Here is a 19,625-nt window from a genome sequence, read left to right as displayed (position 1 = left end):
GTATGTATGCAGGAAATGCTTATAAAACGTATAAAAGTAACAGCGTAAATTATGCATCAAAGGAACAGCTCCTTTTGATGCTGGTAGATGGAGCAGTGAAATTTGCTAAAGTAACAAGACAGGCAATGCTGGATAATGATATAAAAAAGGCTCATGAAAATATAATCAAGACCCAGAATATATTTAATGAACTTATGATATCTTTAGATGTCTCAAAGGCAGGAAAATGGGGACAATCTCTTATGAGTGTATATGATTTTATAGTTAGAAGGTTAGTAGACGCAAATATGAAAAAGGATGTAAAAATAATGGATGAGGTAATTCCGCTAATAGAAGATGTTAGAGATACTTGGGAAGGAGCCTATAAAATTTCTAAAACACAAAAATAAAATGATAATTGTAAATTGTGAATTGAATAAGGGGAGGTAATAAATATGAGTGATGTAAGTTCAGTAACATCCGGTACCACTGGTGCCGGTGGCGGCAATATGATTAGATTAACAGGTTTAGCTTCAGGACTTGATGTAGATGCGCTAGTAAAAAAAATGATGGCAGCAGAACAGGCGAAACTTGATAAAGCAAAACAGGATCAGCAAACTACTCAGTGGAAGCAAGAGGCATATCAGGATATTATTAAGGATATAAAAGATTTACAAAGTTCATTTTTTGACGCATCTAGTTCAGATAAGGACATTTTAGCAGCAACAAATTTTGCACCATTTAATGTAAGTTCTGCGGATGGATTATCTGCAGTTGATACATCAGTAGCAACTTTTACTCCAGGAGTAGGAGCAAAGACAGGCAAATATTCAATATCAGTTAAACAATTAGCAAAAGGTGCAGGAATAAGCAATACATTATATGTACCAAGCAATCAAACAGCAACTAAAGCTCAACTTTCTACAAAACTGACGGATATAGATCCATCATTAAGTGGATCAGTTAAATTAGGATTAAATGCTAATAATGCGACTAGTGATTTTAATGTTACTTTAGATAATACATCAGGTACGGCTACACTAGGAGATCTTATTAACGCTATAAATGACCAAGGGAGTGGAAGTGTAAAGGCAACCTATAGTGAGCTTACAGGCCAATTTAATTTAAATAGTACAAGAACTGGCAGTGATACAAGTTTAGCAATAAAAAGTGGAAGTACAGCATCACTTTCTACTATACTTGGATTTTCCGCAGCAAATAGTGCTGGGGTAACTACTGCTGATTGGACAGTTTCAAGTACATCTACTGATACTGCTACTGGAAAAATTCAAAAGGGTCAAAATGCAGATGTAATAATTACTCCACCAGGTGGAAGTGGTGTTGAAGTTACGGATAAGACAAGTAATAATTTCACCATAGATGGAATGACTTATACATTATCAAGCGAGGGGACTGATAGCACCCATCCTGTTACTGCATCGGTAACTGTTGGACAAGATACCCAAAAGGTATATGATAAAATTAAGTCCTTTATTGACAAATATAATGCTATAGTAGATGAAATTCAAACAAAACTTACTGAAAAGCCAAATTCAGATTACAAGCCTTTAACAGATGCGCAAAAAGCTGAAATGAGTTCCACGCAAATTACAGCTTGGGAAACTAAAGCTAAAGTAGGCATTCTTAGAAATGATGACAATCTTCAAAATTTGCTTGATAATTTAACAACAGCATTTACAACAGCTGTAAATAATACTGGACTTTCAATGGGAAGGTACGGTGGTAATAGTATAGGAATAGATACATCTCAAGATTATACAACACCAGATCATATTGATATAGCAGACCCAACAGCTTTAAAAACAGCTATATCAAATAATTGCGATCAAATATTAAAGATGTTTACTAATGTATCAACTGCAGCTGCTCCTATTGCAGATGATGGTAGCACAAAATATGATACTAGTACACAGGAATATCAGGAAGATGGAATTTTTACTAGAATTAATACTATACTTCAAAAAAATGTAGGATTTACAAATACAACATTAAATACTGCTATATTAACTTCTTATGCAAATAAACAATATGACTTTACAATAACAGGAACTGGCGGTAAAAATACACTTCCAGACCAACTGTATGAAGAACAGCTTAATATAAAAAAGATTACAGCTCAAATGAGCACAGACCAAGAAAAATATTATAAACAATTTTCCAATCTTGAAACTGTTATGAACCAATTAAATGCTCAACAGTCACAATTGTCTTCTATGCTTGGAAACTGATAGGAAAAGTGAAGTGGGGAATAAATGATGAAGCTAGATTTAGAAAGAGGTATGGAGAATTTAAGGAACGTCACCTGTAAGCTTATTGATAAACTTCAGAAGAATGATTATGATTCATTAGAAAATCTAATGGATGAGAGGCAAAAGCTACTAGATAATCTAGAAAAGCTGCATTGTACAAAAGATCAGTATCGTGATGCAGTTGACCAATTTCAAGTAATTACTTTTCAGCAGAAACTATCAAAAATAATGGCTGAAAAGAAACATAAGCTGAAAGAAAAAATTGATGATATATCTAAAAGGAAGAATTTAACGAAAGGTTACAATAAGCATATAGGTGCAAGCATATTTAGCAAGAAAATATAATTAAATAATAAAAAAGTCGAAAAAAGTAGTAAAGTAAATAAAAATAGCAACGATAAAATAAATAACAAAGGGCAAGGATGCCCGTTAAAATTCAAGGAGGAATTTATTATGATAATTAATCACAACTTACAAGCAAACAACGCTATAAGAAACATGAACATTAACTCAAGCAATGCAAGCAAATCAATGCAAAAACTTTCTTCAGGTCTTAGAATTAACAGTGCAGCAGATGATGCAGCTGGACTCGCAATATCCGAAAAAATGAGAGGCCAGATAAATGGTCTTGATCAAGCAACTTCTAACTCACAAGATGCTATATCAATGGTTCAGACAGCTGAAGGCGCTTTAAATGAGACAACTTCAATTCTTCAAAGAATGAGACAACTTGCCAACCAATCAGCAAACGGAACTAACGTTACTGTTGATAGACAATCCATACAGACAGAAATGAATCAGTTGACATCAGAAGTTAACAGAATTGGTAATACTACAGAATTTAATACACAATCACTTTTAAAAGGTGATGGTTCTGTTAAGGTTGCTGGTTCAGGTTTAACTACTGGAGTTGGTAATTTCACTGGCGGTGTAGATCCTTCAAAGACTGCAGCAACTCAAACTAATGCTATAACAGCAACAGCAACAGCAGCAGACACTTATACTGTTACACTTAACGGACAGGCACTTACAGTTACTTTTGCAGCATCAAATGCTGGTGGACAATCAGCTCAAGCTGTATATAATGTAACAGGAACAGCAGCTACAGTTAATCTTGAATCAACTGCAACGGTAAATGGCGCAGCATCTGGAATAAGAACAGCACTTCAAGATATGATTGATAACAATTCAGCTTTAAAAGGAAACTATACAGTAACAGGAAATGGTGCTAATGTTACTATTACAGCAGTTTCAGGTGGAACATTTGATGGGGCAGCTGGCATTATAGGAGATTCAGCAAAATCTGGTGCCACTCTTGCTGGAACAGCTGTAGGAAACACAGGAACAACTAGTACAGGAACAGCTGCAAGTGCTACTATTACTATAGGTGGTACTTATTCATCCTATATTGGAACTGGCATGACAATTGACAATCAACAAATTGAATTTTATGACGGTACTAAGGGAGCTTATACAGGTTCTGCAATTGGTGTTGATATTGCTTCAGGTGCAACAGCGGATGATATTTCTAAGGCAATAATTGCACAGGCTGGACCAAAGCTTACAGGTGTTACACTTGCTACAGGTGGTGGTGCTGGAACAGTTACTATTTCAGCTGCAAATCCAGGCGTTGCAGGAGATCAAATAAAAGTACAGGATGGAAGTATTCAGCAAAATTTCAAAACTACAATGCAGGTAGGAGCAAATATGGGACAGACATTTGAAATATCTATAGCAGATATGAGGTCAAATGCCCTTGGAATTGCAGGTACAGCTGGTGGATCCGTTGCAGGAGTTGCAGGTGCTAAATTTACATCAACAAATGTTGTTACAGATGGAACAAGTGCTACATTAAGGGAAGCAGCTCTTGATGTATCAAGCACTGATACTGCTACAGCTGCACTTAAAGTATTAGATAATGCTACAGCTGCAGTCTCAGCACAGAGATCACAGCTTGGTGCTTATCAAAATAGACTTGAGCATACTATAGCAAACCTTGGAACATCTTCAGAAAACTTGACATCAGCAGAGTCAAGAATTAGAGATGTTGATATGGCAAAAGAAATGTCAGCATATTCAAAGAACAATATTTTATCTCAAGCTGCTCAGGCTATGCTTGCTCAAGCTAACCAACAGCCACAACAGGTTCTTCAGTTATTGAGATAAACAGTTAACCTAATTTAGTTACAAGTAAATTAATTAATATTAATAAGGGTGGAGTTTGTATTCCACCCTTGTTTAATACAAAATATTAATTTTTTAGAAAACTAAAGTATTTAATTCTGTAAAAAATTAATATTAAAACTTCAAGAGGGGTTGAAATTATGAAGATTACAGCATGTTTAATAACAAAAAATGAAGAAAAAAATATTAAAAGATGTATTTATAGTTTTAAAGAAGTTGTAGACCAAATAATTGTCGTAGATACTGGCTCAACAGATAATACAATTAGAATAGCAAAAAAATATGGTGCTGAAATATACAATTATGTCTGGAAGGATGATTTTTCTGAACCCAGGAATTTAGCTCTTTCTAGAGCAAAAGGCGACTGGATAATATTTTTGGATGCAGATGAGTACTTTTATGGAGACACCAGTAAAAATATATTTAAGATTATTAAAAGTATTAATAAAAGTAAAAACATAGTTGGAATATATTGTCCCCGAATAAATATTGACACTGTAAAAAATATTAAAGTTACGGATTATATGGTGAGAATATTTAGAAATAAGGAATCTATGAGATACTTGGGAAGGATTCATGAAAATGTATACGATAATGGAAAAAAAATAGATTGTTTTACTGCAGATAAAAAAGATATAACCATTTATCATACAGGTTATTCTTCTGAAATTCTTAAAAGTAAATATGAAAGAAATTTATTTTTATTACAAAAAGATGTAGATGAAGGAAAAGAAACAGCCCAAACTTATTTTTATTTTGGTGACTGCTATTTTTCACTTGAAAATTATGAACTGGCAATAAAATATATGAAAATGTATATTGATAGTGGTGAAGAAAATGGGGGATATAATACAAAACCATATTATATAACCATAGCTTCAATGATGATGTTGAATTCACCTTATGAGTCTGTAAGAAAAGTAATTGATGAAGCCATAGCAAAAAAGCCTAGTTATCCTGAGTTCTATAGACTTTGGGCATCTTTAGAACATGTTTATGGAAATTATGATAAATCATTGGAACTTTATAAAAAAGCATTTGAACTTAATGAAAATTACAATGATATAGAACACAATAATTTTGAGGCCAATGTATATAATGCTTATTATAATATGGGAAGGCTTTATGAGCTTAAAAATGATAACATCAACGCACTTGAGTATCAGGTTAAGTCATTGCAACAAAATAAATATTTTGATGGGGCATTTCAGTGTTTGTTAGGATTAATAAAAAATGAAAATTATTCTGATATAATTTTATTTATTAACAGTATTTATGATATTAATAATGAAAAAGACATTGAATTTTTAGTTAACCAAACAGCAAAGGTTAAATTAGGCAAAGTACTTTATTATTACGAAAACATAAGGTTAAATAAATTAAAAAAAGAAGATAATAAAATAATGTTTACCTTATACTCAAACGAAAATTATGAAGAAGCATATAAATATTTTTCTAAGTGCTATTTTAATGAGTGGAATTATACTTGGAGTCAGTTTTCAGTGCTGTCTGCACTGCTGAGTAAAAATGTTAAATTAGTAGAAGAAATAAAAAATTATGTAAAGCCATCTTTTAAAAGAATCATTGAAGGGTACTTAGGAAATAAAAATGTAAAATTTATTAAAGAAGATAAGGCTGATTATTTAAGATTGCTGAAAGAAATAGTATTAGTTAAAGGAAATTCTATTGAATTAAAAAAATTTATTGAATTAAAAAATAATTTTGAGAAAAATATATCTTCTAGTATAGGAAATATATTGTTTGAATGCAAACAATATATTGAAGCTGTAAATAATTATAATGATTCGCTGAAGGATGCAGGTATGTATTATGGAATGGCATGTAAGTGTATGGGAGTATGTTATTTTAAAATGAAGAATTATAAAAAAAGCTTTGAATATATGCAAAAGGCTGTAGAAAAAGAATATAAACCTAAAGAAGTAAAACAATATTTGATTTGGTTGGAGAAAAAGGTAACTGATCAAAAATTAAAAATAGAAGCAAAAGAACTGGTTAATAATTTTTAGGGGGAAGTAAAAGACATGGTAAACTATCTAAAAATAGCAAATATAAGTATAGATAATAGAAGTGCAGTATTCAATAATTTATATGATGATTTAATAAATAAATATTTGCAGGATAGCAAACTTAATGCAGTACTAGAATGTATATCAATAAATGATTTGGAAAATTTAAATGATTATGATGCAATTATTATTAAAAATGAAGATATAGATAGATTTAAAACTACCTTTAATATAAAAAGTATAGAAACAGAGGAGACTAAAATAATAGTCTTAAATGATACAAAAAATAATTTTAATAACATGCTTTTAGGTATAAGAAAATTATATGATCTTCCCATTGTTGAAGCTGCAGATAAAATAATTTCTGTAAATATTCAAAACTTAAAATATGATATTCATAAAGATAAGTTAGAGTGGATGTATGAACAGCTTCAAATAGCACTTCAAATATTGATTAATAATGGATATAAAATAAATGTATTTTCACTTAGCAGCAATGAAGATATACTAATAAATAACAAATCATGTGAACAATTTGTATATCAATTTCAAAATGATAACATTAAATATGTTGGGAATATAGAAAGCGGTGAAAAATTTCTTGAACTAATTAATGAGTCTTTGCTTTTTATAAATTTATCTATGGAGGCCAATATATTATGTACTTCATTTAAGAAAACATTTATTACATTTAAGTTAGACGAAGAGTTTGAAAACTTTCTTAATTATTTTGAATTAGAAAATATGGCATTTAATGCAGATAAGTTTAGTGCTGGGGAAATTTTGAAAAAGGTAGAAAAATTAAAGAGTTTTCTTGAATCAGAAGTTATTGATAATAAAATAGAAAGTATATTTGATAAAAATAAAGCATTTTTTTATGATGAATTGGTTAATATTAAACCTAAAAAATTGTTTGAAGACAGCAGGTTAGATACAGATGAAACTAAAGTTTATAATGATGGTGGAAGAACTTCATAGAATTGCAAAACCAGAGGCAAGGGCTTTGTTTAAGTGTCCATATGGTTCTAGTGATGATGCCTTTGAAAATCCTACCCATGTAAGGCAGTACTTTTTACATTCTTATGGGTATTTTTCGCAACCCTATTATTGGAGAGAAGATTATGGATACAAGGGGGACTGGAAAGTAGAAAAAATATATCTATCGTAAGTAAAAAAAGATATGAAGGTAAAACAGTAGATGAAATAATGTATGAAGTTAACACTTTTAGAAATGTAGTTATAGAAATGACAGTAGAACTAAGTGCAGTGAAACCAACTAGAGAACCTAAAAGGGAATTACAGACACCTGATAATATTGAATTTGTATTTGTATAGAATAAGAGGTAAGTATCATGGCAAAAGATTATGATTTTTATGTAAACGCTCAACCAAGTATTTATAAAAGTGTTGATAGAAAATTAAAGGTTTATCTTTCAGAACCAGATAGCGGTATAAATAAAAATACGGGAATTTTATTACTAATCCCTGGATTTGGTGCAAATTCTAATTCAAACATATATAGAAAAATGAGACGTGATTTTTCAGATAAATATAATTTAGTAGTGTTGTCTTGTGATTATTTTGGATATGAATTTATGCAGAACATGCCATTTTTTATTGAAAAAAATATATTGGAAATTAGCGTTAATAATGAATTTGTTAATTATAATAGTTCGCTAATTGATAATTTAATGGATGAATTAATGAAATCTCCTATGGAAAATCTAACGTTAAGTGGAAGACTAAAAATTCATGAAAAGCCTGAATATTGCTGTGATATGGGATTAATGCAGGCTATTGATAATATTACAGCAGTTCTTTCGGTTATATCTATTATTTATGATAATGATCTTAAATTTAATACTAAGAAAATATTAATTTATAGTAATTCTCATGGCTCCTATTTATCCTATTTATGTAATGCTTTTGCACCAGAGTTGTTTTCTCTTATAATTGATACAGCAGCATATACATATCCCAAATATATAGAAAAAAGACAGCCTTGGTTTATAAAATATAATGATTCTATATTTAGAGCTAATGATAAATACATTGAGAAAAGTATAAAAATACAATTTGATATTAACTATATTATATCTAAGTTGTTCTATGATTTAGATATTTTAAAACTTGATGTTTTATATAATCAATTCAATAATAAATGTAAAATTATATCTTTTCATGGAACTAATGATGATCTAACGCCTATCAGTGAAAAAAGAAAGTTTTGCAGTTCAATAGATAATTGTAAGTTGAATGAAATTATTGAAATTGGTGCAAGTAAATCGGATAGCTCCATATTTCAAAATGACCATCATGACATAGGAGTAAACTTTATTAGTTTATTTGATAAGATTATGAATGAATACAATAGTACATTTAAAATTTCAGAATATTTAGATCTTAAGAATGAGTATATTTATAGCACAATGAAAAATGAATATAAAATAAATTATAAAGATATTTTTCCAAGATTAATTATTAATTCAATATAATCAAAATATGTGGAAAGCTATTTGCAAAGAAGATGGATCTGGTATAAATGAGTTCGTAGATGAAATTGAATTAAAATATGCAAATGTTGAATTTATGATTAGAGGTGAATAAGATGGCTATTTATAAGGCTTTAATTCCACATTATATGTCACAATTTAAATGTATTGGTCCACAATGTGAAAGAAATTGTTGTGCTCAAGGATGGAAAACGGACGTTGATAAAGAGCATTTTTTAAAATATAAAAAAATAGTAAACAGGGAATGGAAAGATAAGTTTCAAAGATATGTTAAAAGAAATAGACAAAATGTAGAGAAGCAATTTGAGAATCTATTTTATGGTAAAATTAATTTGGATGAAAAAGGGAAATGCTCATTTTTGTCTGAGAACATGCTGTGTACTATTCAATCAGAAATCGGTACTGAGTATTTGTGTAGAACTTGTAGTATGTATCCAAGAGAGTTTATAAATGTAGATGGTGTACTTCAATGTGCACTTACAACAGCTTGCCCTGAAGCTGCAAGAAAAATGTTATTGAATAAAGACGCTATGCAGTTTGACTTTATTGATACTTATGAGTATAGGTGGGATTTTAATTGCATTGTTCATACTAATAAAAATCTCAAGTTCAATGGTGCACTAAAATACTTTTATGAAATAAGAAATTTTATTATAGATCTACTACAGTTAAAAAATTATTCCTTAGATAAGAGACTAACAATTTTGTCCATATTTGTACATGAACTTGAAAAACTAATAAAAAATTTAAATATTGATACTATACCGGAACTTTTACAAAATACTGTATCTAAAATTAATAATGGAGAAATAGATAATGTAATTAATTCAATAGTTGTACCATCTCAGGTACAGTTAGCTGATTTAAATGAAATTATTCAATATAATTTTACTTTTGTACGTCAAAAACAATATATGATGTATGTTAGCGAGTTTTTAACAGGAATTTCATATTCAAAGGATGTTCTTTTTGAAGTAATTGAAAAAAATTATATAAATTCGTATGATGAATATTTAAAACCGTTTTTAAATGAATATGAATATATATTAGAAAATTACATGGTAAATAATGCTTTTAAAAATATAATACCATTTGGGGAAACAATTTCAAGTAACGTGTTTGAAGAAGTTTATAACTTTGTACTTAAGTATTCTATTATTAAAATGCTTTTAACAGGTATTGGAACATACAGGAAGGGAATTACGCCTGAACTTGTTATAGACTTAATATCTGTATTCACAATTAGTGTTGATCATTCTAAGGTTTATATGGTAGAAGCATTAAAAAAATTAAGAAATAAAGGTTTACTTAATTTAGAAGGCTTAATATATTTGTTAAAATGAGTATGGTAACTGTGGATTGGAAGCAACAGTATAATTGATCATAGAATGATTTGTTAGCGTATTTTTAAAAATAGAGGTGTAGTATGGATTTTGAATCAAAATATTTAAAAAGTGAAGAAGAAAATTTTGTGAAGAATACTAAATTATTAAACAAATATCAAAATATAAAGATAAAGGATATGGACTTAAATCCCCTTACTCATAAAGTAAAAAAAATATCTGATAATTATGTAATACCATTTATTTACAATAAAAATATGTGGAAAGCTATTTGTAAAGAAGATGGATCGGATATAAATGGGTTCGTCGATGAAATTAAATTAAAATATGTAAATGATGTTATAATTGTTTTTGGATTTGGTATTGGTTATCATATTGATGCATTACATAAGAAATATCCCAATAATAATATCCTTGTACTTGAAAGTGATTTTCAAATCATAAAAATTGCTGCACTTTATGGTAATTTAGAAAATATATTGAGCAGTAGTAAAGTTTCTATTGGTCTATTTAAAAAGGAAGAGGATTTAGATAAAATATTAAGACATTATTTTGGAAATCATAATAGAGTAAATTTTATAGCTTCAGCATTTTCAAATTACAGTGGACTTTATGCAGATGAATTTGAACAATTAGTTAATTCTCTTAATAAATTAAAAATAGATATTGAAAAAAATAGACAGGAACGAATTAAGTTATCTGAAGATATTTTAAATGGTACTGATTTAATAAATATAATTAAAGAATTAACAGATGATTCAGAAGATTTAAAGCAATTGGATATTAAAATTAATATGAAAAACATATTAAAAGAAATTAATATTAAAAGTAATCTAATTAAGGAAGGTATAAGTTGTTTAAATAATTTATATAGTTTTTTAATTGGAGATAGAAACATAAATATTAATAAAGCAGTAGAGAAATTTAATCAAATTGAAGTGAAAACACAGCTGAGCCCAGAACTATTAGCAATTATGGATATTGTAATGTATAAGTATGTCGATACTTTAAATGAAGATGAAGAAGTTAAAATAATGGTTACTGATTCAGAAAATATTACTCAGATTAAAAAGATAATGTATAATTTAAAAATATATAAGTACAGGGATAAGTGTATGAGCAATATTACTGCTGAGTTGAAAAAATTAATAAAGCAGCATCAGAGGTAAGAAGTATATTAGCTTTATGTATGATAGTTAAAATAGAAGTTATTTATAAATATATTTTTATTTTTTATATAAAGCTTTTTAAATTTAAAACGAATAATTAAATAGATAGAAATAGAAGGAAACATAAGAAAAAAATATATCAAATGGATATAAAGTTTTTTACAAACATATCGAAAAATTAATATAAAATTTTATAGAGAGAAAGTCAGGACGACTAGTATACCTATTATACTCTGCAGGAGGCAGAAGTGAGTAGGTGTATTAGTTGTACTTTTTTGATTATAAGAATCCAGGGAGGGACATTAAATGTTAGTATTAGGCAGGAAGCCAGGAGAATATGTGGTAATTGGAGATAATATAAAAATTAAAGTTGTAAAAAGTGATAAAGGCGACTTAAGACTTGCCATAGATGCTCCTAGAGATGTAGAAATTACAAGGGGTGAAGTTTGGGAGCAGCAGCAAAAACTTAGACAAGCTAAATAAAATAACAAAGTTGAAAGAACAAATAACAAAAAATGAAGATTTTCAGCATTAGCTGAAAATCAACCTAAATTGATATTTGATATTTAAACTTTGAACTTTACATTGTTAGTAAACCTTAGAGCTTAAATATAAATAAAAAATTAAGTTAAAGCTGTAAAAAGCCACAATTTAATAAAGAACTCAGGAGGAGTCAATTGTTTCCGTAATTCAGCAGGATGCTGATGAGGGGGGATGGTTGGCTCCTTTTTTATTAATAAATAACAAAGTTCAAAGAACAAATAACGAAGAATTGACATTTCAACTGATTAAATGTTAATTGAAATGAAGGTTTTCAGCGTTAGCTGAAAATCAACCTAAATTGATATTTGATATTTAAACTTTGAACTTTAATCTTGTTAGTAAACCTTCGGGTTTAACTATAAATAAAAAAGTACGCAAGGAAGTGTACTAAATAAACAAAATTCAGGGAGGGAAATATTATGATAATTAATCACAATTTAGCAGCTAATAATGCTATAAGAAACATGAACATTAACTCAACAAATGCAAGCAAATCAATGCAAAAACTTTCTTCAGGTCTTAGAATCAATAGTGCAGCAGATGATGCAGCTGGACTCGCAATATCAGAAAAAATGAGAGGCCAGATTAATGGACTTGATCAAGCTTCATCTAATGCTCAAGATGGTATCTCAATGGTTCAAACAGCTGAAGGTGCATTGAATGAAACTACATCAATTCTTCAAAGAATGAGAGAACTTGCTGTACAAGCTGGTAATGACACAAATGTTACTGTTGATAGAGGAGAAATACAAAAGGAAATGAATCAACTTTCATCTGAAATCAACAGAATAGGTAACACCACAGAATTCAACACTCAATCGCTTTTAAAGGGTGATGGAACTCAAAATTTAGCAAAAACAGGCACATTTACTGATACTGTTTTATCAGATGGAACTGTAACACTTACAGAAGCAACACAGCTTATTACTGCTGGCGGTCCTTTAACTTCTGGACAAACACTTGGAGTTACAATAAATGGAGTTCAAGTTAACTTGGTAGTAGATTCAAATGCTGTAACTACAGATAATGGAAAGATAAATGGAGACATAGAGACTGTAGGAAATGTTATAACTGCACATATAAAGGCTGATAGTGCCACAGGTGGAGATGCTACTTCAGCAGGAGCAAGTATTGCTAGTGCGTTGAATACTATAATATCTCAAAATTCTTACTTAAAAGGTGGTTATACAGTAACTGCGGCAACAGGTGGAATTACTATAAAAGCAAACCAGGGCGGACAATTTGATGGTGATGCCGGTAATATTGGTGGAGCATCAGGTAATGCACTTAGTGCTGCTGTAACAATAGCTCAACTAGGAACAACAACTTATACATCTGCAAGTAAATCAATTACACTAGCGCTTCCTACTGGCGGAACAACAACGGATCTTATAGGAAAAGGAATTACTGTAGGAGGACATGAATTTGAATTCTATGATGCAAGTAAAGGTGCTTATTCAGGTTCAAATGTTGGTGTAGATATAAGCGGCGCATCTGATGCAGCAGCTGTAGTAGGAAAATTAACTACTCAGTATGGTACTGCTTTTAATGATGTAGTTATGACAAATACAGGAGCTGCACTTACTGTAACATCAAAATTACAGGGTGCTGCTGGTAATGGTGTAAAGGTTACTGATGGTGGTAGTCAGCAGAACTTTAAAGCTACATTCCAGGTTGGTGCAAATCAAGGTCAGCAATTTACAATTGATATTGCAGATATGAGATCAATTGCATTAGCTATTACAGGTAAAGCAGGTGCTGATGCTTCAGTAGCAGGAGCTAAATTTACTACTGCAAATACTGTAACAAATGGAACAGATTCCATATTAAGAGAAGCTGCTCTTGATGTATCAACTGCACCAAATGCAACAAACGCTGTTAAAGTTATAAACAATGCTATAGAAGCTGTTTCATCAGAAAGATCAAAACTTGGTGCATTCCAAAATAGACTAGAACATACAATAAACAATTTGGGAACTTCAAGTGAAAATCTAACATCAGCTGAATCAAGAATTAGAGATGTTGATATGGCTAAAGAAATGTCTAACTACTCAAAAAACAATATTCTTAGCCAGGCTGCTCAAGCAATGCTTGCTCAAGCAAATCAACAGCCGCAGCAAGTACTTCAGTTATTAAGATAATAACTAAAATTGAAGTGAGATTTTTAAATCTTTATTTTCAAATAAATAAAGGAGTAGAGGCAACTCTGCTCCTTATTTAATATCTGCTATTTTTATAGAACACCAAGTATTTGTTGATTTTGTATAAAAATAATAGACAGAAGGAGAGTTATGTATGAAAATTAGCGGCTGTATTATGACAAAAAATGAAGAAAAAAATATAAAAAGATGTATAGACAGCTTTAAAGATATAGTTCATGAAATAATTGTAGTGGATACGGGTTCTACAGATAAAACAGTAGAAATTGCAAAAAAATGCGGTGCAAAAGTTTATTATTATGAGTGGAATGACGATTTTGCTTCTGCAAGAAATGTGGCACTCAATCATGCAAATGGAGATTGGATTATTTATCTTGATGCAGATGAATATTTTTACGGTGGGACAGAAAAAAATATTTTTAATTTGTTGAATCAGGTAAAAGATGATATAGATGGCCTGCTTATAAAGTTAGTAAATATTGATAGTTCTGATGGAAGAGAAAGGAGTTCTGCACATGTCATAAGAATTTTTAGAAATAGTAAAAGATTGAGGTACCATTACAAAATTCATGAAGTAGTACTAAATCAAGGAAAAGGATTATCATCAGCAACAGTAGATGACAATAGTCTTGTTATTTATCATACAGGTTATTCAGAGGATATTTCTAAAAGTAAATTTGACAGAAATTTAAAATTATTATTACAGGAAGAAAAGGAAGATAAAAATCCTAGAGAAATGTTGTATTATTATTTAGGAGATACATACTATGGACTTAAACAATATGAAAAAGCAATGGATTATATGAAAAAGTTTATAGAAACAGGTTTTGAAAATATGGGGACTAATTCAAAGGCCTATATAATTATAATTGAATGTATGATAAGGCTAGATAATCCTTATGAGAAAGTTATAGAGCAAATAGATGAAGCTGTTTTAAAATTTCCTTTACATCCTATGTTTTATAGTCAAAAGGCTAAGATAAATTTGATTAATAATAAACTTGAAAATGCTTTGAAATTTTTTCTTGAAGCAGTGGAAATGCAGAAAAAATATCATGGTATAGAACAGAATTTTGTGGAAGGATTACTTCCTGAAATATACCATAATATGGGGATAATATATAATTTCAAAAATGATTATATCAGCGCACTAGAATATTATGTAAAATCATTAAAATGTAAATTTGATAATGAGATAGCTTTTGCCAAGCTAATAAATATAATAAAAAACGAAACAGCTGAAGATATAATATTACTTTTAAAGTCTGTATATGATGAAAATAATGAAAAAGAAGTAGGATTCTTAGTCAAAGAATTATCAAAATTAAAGTTAGGCAAAGTACTTATGTATTATGTTAATATATGGCATAATAGATTCAAAAAAGAGGATAGTTCTTTAACTTTTATGTTGTTATGTAATGGAAATTTTGAAGAGTCATATAAGTATTTTTCAAGTTGTTATTTTAATGATTGGGGATATACATATCAATTATTTTCAGTTATTTCGGCTATTTTATCTAAAAATAAAGATATCATAAGTGAAATTTTAGGTTTTGTAAAACCTTCATTTAGAAGATTTATATTAATTTATCTTGGACATAAAGATATAGTTCTTATTGATGAAGATAAAATGGATTTTTTAAATATCCTTAAGGAATTTATATTGCTAGGAAATACAGATGATATGAAAAAAGCCTATAATATGAAAAAGTATTTTGAAAATGACATTTCGAAGGATGTAGGGCAGCTTTTTATGGCATTAGGTTATTATGAAATGGCAATTGAAAATTTTAAAATTTCAATAGATGATGATTATATGACGTTTAAGGGATATTTGTATGATAGGATAGGAGTTTGCTATTATAGATTAAATAATTACCAACAATCTATAAGCTTTATAGAAAAGGCATTAAAATGCGGTGGTTATAAAAATGATGCTTTATTTGATTACTTAAAGTGGATTGAAGAAAGAAGTAGTAACGATATATTAAAGGCAAAAAGTTTAAATTTGATAAAAGAATATGTTCAATAGTTAATATAAGTAACATAATGAGAGGAGAAAATATGGGAAGATACTACAATTTATTGTTTATTAGTGAATTTGAAGATGATATTTTTTTTGATATCTTCAAAAACTTAATAAAAGAAGTTGGAATAAATGCAATAGTACATAACTTAAGTAATATGAATGAAAATTTAAACTTTTATGATTTAGTTTTTTTTAATATGAGAAAACTAAACATGGATGAAAAGTATAAACATATTTATAATAATATTTTGAAATGCAATTTACCTATAATATCTTTTAATGGATATACGGAGCTAGGAAAAGATAAATTGAAAGAGACGGTAAAAATTATTGAAGAAGGTAAAGAAAAAACAGATTTAAAAATAGAAAAAGTCCATTGGCTTGTTGCAGCTTTCAGTGGATACATTTCTGGTAAACTATTTAAAAATGATAAATTAAATGTAATTGGTAACATATTGATGCATTTGTGTAGATTTAAAGATGTTAATAGATATTCTGAAGGAATGGAAAAAGTGCCGTTTGAAAAGTATATATTTATAAACTATACTAAGCATGGAAACAAAATAAATGAAGATGATTTAAGATGGAATAAGGAACAACTTGAAATATTAGTACAAATTCTTTTAAATAAGGGTAACAAAATAATTATAACTTCCACAGGTGAAGAAAATAAATGTAAAGAATTTATAAATAGATTTCAAGATAAAAATGTAAAATATATTCCTAGTAAAGACACATTTAAATTACTAAATATGATCAATAACAGCAGTATGATAATTGATATGGGGACTATTGTATCAACTATAGCGGCAGGGTTAGGAAAACCTTTTATATCAATTGGATGTGATTTAGATTTTCTTGATCTTAAATCTATTATCAAGGAAGATACTATGTTTTTGTCAGCTTTTGATATGAATGCTGGTAAAATTATAAATAATATAGAAAATATAAATAAAAATTATAATGAGTTGTGTATAAAATTAAAAAAGACTGCAGATGAGTATTACAATTTAGCTCTTATGTTTTTAAAAAAAGTTTTTAATACTGTTGAATCTAAGAATAAAGTTACATATACAGATAAGAGAAAAAATAAAAATAATTTGGTTAGTGTAGTGTTACTTGCATACAATCATTTAGATTATACGAAAAAGTGTATAGAAAGCATTTTAGAGTTTACAAAAGATATTAATTATGAATTGATACTTGTTAATAATGGATCTACGGATGAAACAAAAGATTATTTTGATAGTCTTGATAATGTGAAAATAGTGAATATAGAAAAAAATGTTGGGATATGTAACGGATTTGATGAGGGAATATTTTATTCTAATGGAAAATATATTGCATGTGTTTGTAATGATTTTATTTTTACTTACAATTGGCTAGATGACTTGATAAAGTGTATTGAATCTGATGATAAAATAGGATATGTTTCGTCAGGTGCAAGTAGTATGTCTAATCTTCATCGAATTGACTTAAAGTTTAGTAATATTCAAGAAATGAATGAGAAAGCTAGTTTACTTCCATGTGTGCTAATGTGTAGAGCTGAATTATTAAAAAAAGTTGGTTGGTATGATCCTGTATTTTATAATAAGAAATTTTTAAATACTAATATAGAATCTAAAGAATACAAGGTAGTATTTGAAAAAAATGCATATTCTATGAAGATTGCTTTGGGTGCTATTGAGAATAAATTACTTGATGAAAGAAATGTGTGTTTAGGCGGTATAAAATTATTAAGAGATAGCTTTGAGCTAAATTATAATTTAGCTTGTTTTTATGAAAATATTGGAGAATATGATAATGCCATTAAAATTTATAATAAAACTTTAGAATTAACTGATGATATTGAATTGAAGAAACAGATTTATAATCATATAAGTGAGATAAAAATGATGAATTATGAAGTTGTTGTAAAGAGTCCTCGGAGCAAGATTAAATTACAATCTCAAAATAATGTTTATACTTTAAGAAAGAATTATCTTGATGCAACACGTGAAGATAGTAATCCAATAGTTAGTATTTTTATACTAGCTTATAATAACTTGGAAAAGTATACAAAAAAATGTGTTGAATGTGTCCTTAAATATACGAAGGATGTTGACTATGAACTTATTTTAGTTGACAATGGTTCAAACGATGGAACATTTGAATATTTCAAAGATGTAAAACATCCAAGAAAAAGGGTCGTAAGGATTACCAAAAATGTTGCTGCAGGATATGGAGCAAAATGTGGTTACGAAGAAAGCAATGGAAAATATATCATAAATATGCCTAATGATGTTTATGTTACAAAAAATTGGCTTTCAAACATGCTTAAATGTGCAATGTCTGATGACAAGATAGGTATGGTTAATCCTGTTTGTGATTATGTAACTAATCAACAAAGCATAAATTTGGGATATAAAGATTTTGATGATATGCAGGTAAAGGCTGAAAAATACAACGTTTCAGATTCAAGAAAATGGGAAGAACGTGTTAGGCTAATTACGTTAGGAACTTTATTTAAAAAAGAATGCTTAGATGTTATTGGGTTTATAGATTATGGATTTTTTCATGATTTTGCAGATGATGATATAACATTTAGGGTGAGAAGAGCAGGATACAAAGCTGTTTTATGCAAAGATGCTTTTGTATGTCATGCAGGAAAAATTACAGATAAGGGGGTAGCTGTTTCAAGTAAATCATTACAGGAAGGTAGAAAAATATTTAAAGATAAATATTATGGTATTGATGCATGGAATGATGCAAGTAATTATGAATGTACGATGATATCTTCTGCAGAAATACAATTTAATAAATGTGAATATAATATACTTGGAATAGATGTACTTTGTGGTACACCTATATTAGAATTGAAAAATAAACTTAGAAATAATGGCATTTTTGATACAAGGTTATCTTCTTTTTCTACGGCAGCAAAATACTGGCTTGATTTAAAAACTATTTGTGATGGAAAAGTTGAAGTAGATAGAATAGAGTATCTCTTTCAACATTTTAAAGGAGATAAATTTGATTATATTATATTAGGAAAGCCTATAAATTCCTATGATAATCCATATGAAATTTTAGAACAAATGGTACATTTGCTGACAAGTCATGGACAACTACTACTAAAGTTAGAAAATACTAATAGTTTTATTAAATTACTTAAAAATAATAGTGTAGATTTAAATATTAGTCAGATAAGTTTAAAGAATATAACAATTGATAAATTTTATAATATGCTAAAGAATCATGGATATTATGCTAAAAGTACTAAAACAGAGATGTATAACTTAAATAGTAATTTACTAGATAGTATTAAGGCTAATATATTATTTAGTTCAAAAGATGATTATAAAAAGTCATTAATTAAGTATTATGTAATTAATATAGCTAAACAAGAGTAGTCTTATGGTAAATTATT

The 19,625-nt window shown here is 28.8% G+C and carries 15 protein-coding genes; all 15 read left to right on the top strand.

Annotation, left to right across the window (positions count from 1 at the left end):
• Positions 1-2: 2 nt before the first annotated feature.
• On the top strand, positions 3-389 hold the full coding sequence (gene fliS, locus CLCOS_RS20780) for a flagellar export chaperone FliS (RefSeq protein WP_063600796.1): 387 nt from the start codon (positions 3-5) through the stop codon (positions 387-389).
• A 45-nt stretch (positions 390-434) separates the two neighbouring features.
• Complete coding sequence (gene fliD / locus CLCOS_RS20775) at positions 435-2,228, top strand: flagellar filament capping protein FliD (protein WP_063600797.1); 1,794 nt, start codon at positions 435-437, stop codon at positions 2,226-2,228.
• Between the two features lie 27 nt (positions 2,229-2,255).
• Positions 2,256-2,594 carry a flagellar protein FliT gene (locus tag CLCOS_RS20770; protein ID WP_063600798.1) on the top strand — a complete coding sequence of 113 codons (339 nt, stop codon included), beginning with the start codon at positions 2,256-2,258 and terminating at the stop codon, positions 2,592-2,594.
• 108 nt (positions 2,595-2,702) lie between these two features.
• A complete protein-coding gene (locus CLCOS_RS20765) occupies positions 2,703-4,415 on the top strand; it encodes a flagellin (RefSeq protein WP_063600799.1) in 1,713 nt (570 codons plus the stop codon).
• 158 nt (positions 4,416-4,573) lie between these two features.
• Positions 4,574-6,460 (top strand): tetratricopeptide repeat-containing glycosyltransferase family 2 protein, encoded by a 1,887-nt coding sequence (locus tag CLCOS_RS20760; RefSeq protein ID WP_063600800.1) that lies wholly within the window; start codon positions 4,574-4,576, stop codon positions 6,458-6,460.
• Positions 6,461-6,475: 15 nt separating this feature from the next.
• On the top strand, positions 6,476-7,438 hold the full coding sequence (locus tag CLCOS_RS20755) for a hypothetical protein (protein ID WP_063600801.1): 963 nt from the start codon (positions 6,476-6,478) through the stop codon (positions 7,436-7,438).
• Positions 7,398-7,628 carry a hypothetical protein gene (locus CLCOS_RS20750; protein WP_063600802.1) on the top strand — a complete coding sequence of 77 codons (231 nt, stop codon included), beginning with the start codon at positions 7,398-7,400 and terminating at the stop codon, positions 7,626-7,628. The genes CLCOS_RS20755 and CLCOS_RS20750 overlap by 41 nt, the downstream gene beginning before the upstream one ends.
• Before the next feature lie 38 nt (positions 7,629-7,666).
• On the top strand, positions 7,667-7,795 hold the full coding sequence (locus CLCOS_RS23045; RefSeq protein ID WP_275507187.1) for a hypothetical protein: 129 nt from the start codon (positions 7,667-7,669) through the stop codon (positions 7,793-7,795).
• A 17-nt stretch (positions 7,796-7,812) separates the two neighbouring features.
• Positions 7,813-8,955: a DUF2920 family protein gene (locus CLCOS_RS20745; protein ID WP_063600803.1), complete on the top strand. Its 1,143-nt coding sequence runs from the start codon at positions 7,813-7,815 to the stop codon at positions 8,953-8,955.
• 113 nt (positions 8,956-9,068) lie between these two features.
• On the top strand, positions 9,069-10,316 hold the full coding sequence (gene fliB, locus CLCOS_RS20740) for a flagellin lysine-N-methylase (RefSeq protein WP_063600804.1): 1,248 nt from the start codon (positions 9,069-9,071) through the stop codon (positions 10,314-10,316).
• A gap of 83 nt (positions 10,317-10,399) precedes the next feature.
• Complete coding sequence (locus CLCOS_RS20735; protein ID WP_063600805.1) at positions 10,400-11,485, top strand: hypothetical protein; 1,086 nt, start codon at positions 10,400-10,402, stop codon at positions 11,483-11,485.
• Between the two features lie 306 nt (positions 11,486-11,791).
• On the top strand, positions 11,792-11,968 hold the full coding sequence (locus CLCOS_RS20730; RefSeq protein WP_063600806.1) for a carbon storage regulator: 177 nt from the start codon (positions 11,792-11,794) through the stop codon (positions 11,966-11,968).
• 479 nt (positions 11,969-12,447) lie between these two features.
• Positions 12,448-14,169 (top strand): flagellin, encoded by a 1,722-nt coding sequence (locus CLCOS_RS20725; protein WP_063600807.1) that lies wholly within the window; start codon positions 12,448-12,450, stop codon positions 14,167-14,169.
• Positions 14,170-14,323: 154 nt separating this feature from the next.
• The gene (locus CLCOS_RS20720) at positions 14,324-16,219 is read left to right on the top strand and encodes a glycosyltransferase (protein ID WP_063600808.1); all 1,896 of its coding nucleotides are present in this window, start codon (positions 14,324-14,326) and stop codon (positions 16,217-16,219) included.
• Between the two features lie 32 nt (positions 16,220-16,251).
• A complete protein-coding gene (locus CLCOS_RS20715; protein ID WP_063600809.1) occupies positions 16,252-19,608 on the top strand; it encodes a glycosyltransferase in 3,357 nt (1,118 codons plus the stop codon).
• Positions 19,609-19,625: the final 17 nt, after the last annotated feature.

It is taken from the genome of Clostridium coskatii, assembly GCF_001675205.1.
Lineage (GTDB): Bacteria > Bacillota > Clostridia > Clostridiales > Clostridiaceae > Clostridium_B > Clostridium_B ljungdahlii.
The sequence above is the reverse complement of the archived record's forward strand: the minus strand, read 5'-3'. Positions and strand labels throughout refer to the sequence as shown.

Coding starts and splice junctions, on each gene's coding strand:
- fliB (WP_063600804.1), top strand. CDS start 9,069: ATGGCTATTTATAAGGCTTTAATTCCACATTATATGTCACAATTTAAA.
- CLCOS_RS20725 (WP_063600807.1), top strand. CDS start 12,448: ATGATAATTAATCACAATTTAGCAGCTAATAATGCTATAAGAAACATG.
- CLCOS_RS20750 (WP_063600802.1), top strand. CDS start 7,398: ATGAAACTAAAGTTTATAATGATGGTGGAAGAACTTCATAGAATTGCA.
- CLCOS_RS20720 (WP_063600808.1), top strand. CDS start 14,324: ATGAAAATTAGCGGCTGTATTATGACAAAAAATGAAGAAAAAAATATA.
- CLCOS_RS20765 (WP_063600799.1), top strand. CDS start 2,703: ATGATAATTAATCACAACTTACAAGCAAACAACGCTATAAGAAACATG.
- fliD (WP_063600797.1), top strand. CDS start 435: ATGAGTGATGTAAGTTCAGTAACATCCGGTACCACTGGTGCCGGTGGC.
- CLCOS_RS20735 (WP_063600805.1), top strand. CDS start 10,400: ATGGATTTTGAATCAAAATATTTAAAAAGTGAAGAAGAAAATTTTGTG.
- CLCOS_RS20730 (WP_063600806.1), top strand. CDS start 11,792: ATGTTAGTATTAGGCAGGAAGCCAGGAGAATATGTGGTAATTGGAGAT.
- CLCOS_RS23045 (WP_275507187.1), top strand. CDS start 7,667: ATGTATGAAGTTAACACTTTTAGAAATGTAGTTATAGAAATGACAGTA.
- CLCOS_RS20755 (WP_063600801.1), top strand. CDS start 6,476: ATGGTAAACTATCTAAAAATAGCAAATATAAGTATAGATAATAGAAGT.
- CLCOS_RS20770 (WP_063600798.1), top strand. CDS start 2,256: ATGAAGCTAGATTTAGAAAGAGGTATGGAGAATTTAAGGAACGTCACC.
- CLCOS_RS20715 (WP_063600809.1), top strand. CDS start 16,252: ATGGGAAGATACTACAATTTATTGTTTATTAGTGAATTTGAAGATGAT.
- CLCOS_RS20745 (WP_063600803.1), top strand. CDS start 7,813: ATGGCAAAAGATTATGATTTTTATGTAAACGCTCAACCAAGTATTTAT.
- fliS (WP_063600796.1), top strand. CDS start 3: ATGTATGCAGGAAATGCTTATAAAACGTATAAAAGTAACAGCGTAAAT.
- CLCOS_RS20760 (WP_063600800.1), top strand. CDS start 4,574: ATGAAGATTACAGCATGTTTAATAACAAAAAATGAAGAAAAAAATATT.